We start from the raw sequence: 583 nt of genomic DNA on the forward strand, positions 1-583 counted from the left end.
TCATCAAAAATCAAGGGGTATTTGTACGCTTTTTTAGCGTTTTCAAACACAAAAAGGATATGATTAGATACTAAATTGGCTAAACATATCCTTTTGCCATTTTAAATTGACGACATTGGATTCTTGGTATGTATTCTTCCTCTTTCTGATACCTGTATCACTTTATTGTTGTGTTCATCTATGGCACAGACAATGTTTCTCTTCTGATCGCTGATTCCTCTTTTCTTCTTTGATTCTTTATCTTCAACTGTTATTCCAGGATGTTTGACATCTGAAAGTTTTTCATCAAGGTAAACAACTCCATCTAGTATGCGATCTTTAGCTGTGAGAGAAGCACATACACTCAGTATCTTATGTCTCCACACAAGAGATGTATGTTCGCATATACCTGCAATATGAGCAGACTGTACAATGGTATCACCACGAAAGAGTGATTCCATATACAGATACCATTGATAGGCTTTCTTCTTTGAATATGAAAACAAAGTTCCTGTCATGGGCGAGAAAGTCTTATGACAATGTTTGCATAAATATCTTTGATTTCCATTTTTATCCTTGCCATATCTAATGATGTGCTCATGCC

General features: G+C 35.3%; 1 protein-coding gene. It reads right to left on the reverse strand.

Going from position 1 to position 583, the window contains the following annotated elements:
* Positions 1-101: 101 nt before the first annotated feature.
* A partial coding sequence (locus B5G32_RS13870; protein ID WP_162606826.1) for an IS1 family transposase occupies positions 102-583 on the reverse strand: 482 nt, incomplete at its 5' end.

This window comes from Massilimicrobiota sp. An80, assembly GCF_002159255.1.
Lineage (GTDB): Bacteria > Bacillota_I > Bacilli_A > Erysipelotrichales > Coprobacillaceae > Allocoprobacillus > Allocoprobacillus merdigallinarum.